Origin of the sequence: Candidatus Dedyshia acidiphila, from assembly GCF_051025295.1 — a bacterium.
Lineage (GTDB): Bacteria > Acidobacteriota > Terriglobia > Terriglobales > Acidobacteriaceae > KBS-83.
The window spans coordinates 1-247 of the sequence record NZ_JBMGJV010000214.1; the positions used below are offsets into that span (position 1 = coordinate 1).

The 247-nt window shown below is 55.5% G+C and carries 1 protein-coding gene; it reads left to right on the plus strand.

What is annotated here, in order from left to right; genetic code table 11:
- Positions 1-98: 98 nt before the first annotated feature.
- A partial coding sequence (locus AC5IJH_RS18640) for a Rho termination factor N-terminal domain-containing protein (protein ID WP_491904307.1) occupies positions 99-247 on the plus strand: 149 nt, incomplete at its 3' end.

The following is a 247-nucleotide window of genomic DNA, read 5'->3' on the forward strand; positions in this document are numbered from 1 at the left end:
GCTGCGGCGGCTTCAAGCCCAGCACCCGTAGAGTACGACCCCTCCTGTACGACCCCCTTCCCAACTTGCTCCTTCCAACCTCCCACCGCAGGTGAATTGTGACCATCGCAGAACTAAAAGAAAAAAATATTACCGAGCTGAGCCGCATTGCGCGCACGCTTGAGATTCCCGGAGCCAGTGGGCTCCGCAAGCAAGATCTGATCTTCAAAATCCTCCAGGCACAGAGCGAAAAAGAGGGCCACATCTT